This window comes from Campylobacter sp. BCW_6465, from assembly GCF_001762815.1.
GTDB lineage: Bacteria > Campylobacterota > Campylobacteria > Campylobacterales > Campylobacteraceae > Campylobacter_D > Campylobacter_D jejuni.
The window spans coordinates 1-2150 of record NZ_MJXN01000106.1 but is presented as its reverse complement, the minus strand read 5'-3'; the positions used below and the strand labels follow the sequence as shown (position 1 = coordinate 2150).

The 2150-nt window shown below is 23.8% G+C and carries 2 protein-coding genes and 1 pseudogene; all 3 read left to right on the top strand.

Annotated elements, in window-relative coordinates:
- Window positions 1-12: 12 nt before the first annotated feature.
- Window positions 13-849, top strand: coding sequence for a hypothetical protein (locus AJ886_RS10325; RefSeq protein WP_083267256.1), 837 nt, complete (start codon window positions 13-15; stop codon window positions 847-849).
- On the top strand, window positions 836-970 hold the full coding sequence (locus tag AJ886_RS10885; protein ID WP_261662870.1) for a hypothetical protein: 135 nt from the start codon (window positions 836-838) through the stop codon (window positions 968-970). Before AJ886_RS10325 ends, AJ886_RS10885 begins: the two co-directional genes overlap by 14 nt.
- Before the next feature lie 314 nt (window positions 971-1284).
- Window positions 1285-2150: pseudogene (locus AJ886_RS10625) on the top strand (hypothetical protein); the annotation flags it as partial.

Below are 2150 nucleotides of genomic sequence, written 5' to 3'. Positions count from 1 at the left end.
AAAGGATAAACAATGAATAAACCCTTCTACAAACTTAAAAAATTTTATATACCTTGTGGTGTGATTATTATAGCACTCGCCGTGCTTGCAAAATTACTTTATTCTCCTTTATATACGATTTATTGGGGAATGTATCATTTTCCTAAACTTCAACTAGAATTTAAAAACTTTGAAAAAATGACTTTAAATCCAAGTCCTAAAGATATGATTAAAATTGTAGATGATCATCAGCCAAAATTAGAAGATTTTAAAGATTTAAATGCAAAAATGCAAAAGGCTATTTTTGATTTTAAGGTGGCTAAATTCTTTGGATTTGAGGATAGATATTTTGAATTTTCTCTTAAAAATTACATCGGGTTTTTTATTTTTTTGTATAGCAAAGAACAAATTTATTTTAATTATCTTAATTTCATAAGCGGTATAAATTCAACTTCCAATGAAAAGCAAAAATATTTAGCCCTAAGAGCAACTACCAAAAATTTAGAAAAACAAATTTTTGAAGAAAAACTTAAATTTATAAAACATTATGATGATTTTTATGATTATTTAGAGGGTGTAGGTTATTTGGATAAGGGAACTTGGTATAAAACTATGGCAATCTATCCAAAAATAACAATTCGGGGTCTTCTTTTGTTTCATAACAATCAATTATGTTCTTTTGAAGATAGAAACTTAATGTTTAATCAAATAAAGAGAAGTTATAATATATTCATTAACTTAGATCCAGATGGCTCAAAACTTCCTGATAAGACACTCGGGAAAGAATGGAAAGATTACCGCAAAAACACATCAATCTTTATAGAAAATACGATAAATGAAATCCAAAAGGCTTTAGATGAATGCAAATGAAAACAATGCTAATAATGAGAATAATACTATTAATATTGAAGAAAGTATAAAAGAAGCTTTAAGAGAGGGGCAAGAAATTGTAGAAAGTAACATAAGGAATGCGATAAATGTCTATTTATAAAGAATGTGAAGTTTGTAAAACAAAAATCAATAAATTACAAAATGCATCAAATGTATTTTTATTGGGCTTTGGTAAAGAACTAGTTTGTAAAAAATGTAAAGCCAAATATAAAGCAAATTCATTATTTATTTTTTTATATAGCATTTTTAATGATATTTTAATTTTGTTTATATTGTGGAATTATTTTATGGATTTGTTAGAATTCTTTCATTTAAATACAAATTTAAAAATTATTTTTTCAATAGTTTTTTATTTATTTTATAAAATTATTTTAGTATATTTTATCTATTTAAATAAAATAAAGGACTAATAAAATGTCTAACAATAAGAATATTTTGCAACATATTGATGATTTAGTAAATGGTATATTTGACTCTACAGTTATGACGGCTTTAGAATTTGGACATTTTGTAATAAAAATTATTGGAGTTGAAAATATAATTTTAGATGACAACACAAAACAAGATGAAGCTATTGAACAAGCCGAAGTCTTTTATAAAGCCATTAAACTTATAATCTCAAATGATCAAATTAGAAAGCAAGCATTTCAATTCTTAAAACAAGATTTTCAAAAACAACCGTTATATTATATTGGGAGTATAGTTGGACCAGGCGCTGTGGTTTCTTTAATCAAAAAACCAACGCAAAAAATTCTTTATTTCAGTGCAAATAAAACTCAACAAGCATTTAATCTTTCCAATAACTCTCTCTACCCCTACTACAAAAACATACAAAATTCCTTTACTCCTTTATGTTCTATAGATAATAAAAATAGTAATTTGTTAAAAGAATTTAATTTTGATAGTTTTTCTTGTAATTTTTATAATAATAATATTTTCAATCAAAGTCTTAAGCATTTAAATAATATACAAAATGAAAAAGAATATATCAATGAGTATAAAATATTTTTAGAAAATCTTAATTATTTTAATCAAGAATATAATAATTATAAGCTTGTATCTATACAAGCAATCAATAATTTAAAAATAGCCTATATACAAAAACTATCTTTAGAAAATATCAACAACATCAACATCGATTCAAAACCCTATCTATTAAAAGCTTTATATTTTTGTGAAGATTATGTTTTATATGATAAAGATAAGCAAGCTTTATTTGATGAAAACACAATAAAAGAATTAGAATTTAACTCTAGTTTTTATACTATCTTTATCTCTCA

Excerpts from the sequence above, each read along its gene's own strand:
- AJ886_RS10325 (WP_083267256.1), top strand. The coding sequence starts at position 13 with ATGAATAAACCCTTCTACAAACTTAAAAAATTTTATATACCTTGTGGT.
- AJ886_RS10885 (WP_261662870.1), top strand. The coding sequence starts at position 836 with ATGAATGCAAATGAAAACAATGCTAATAATGAGAATAATACTATTAAT.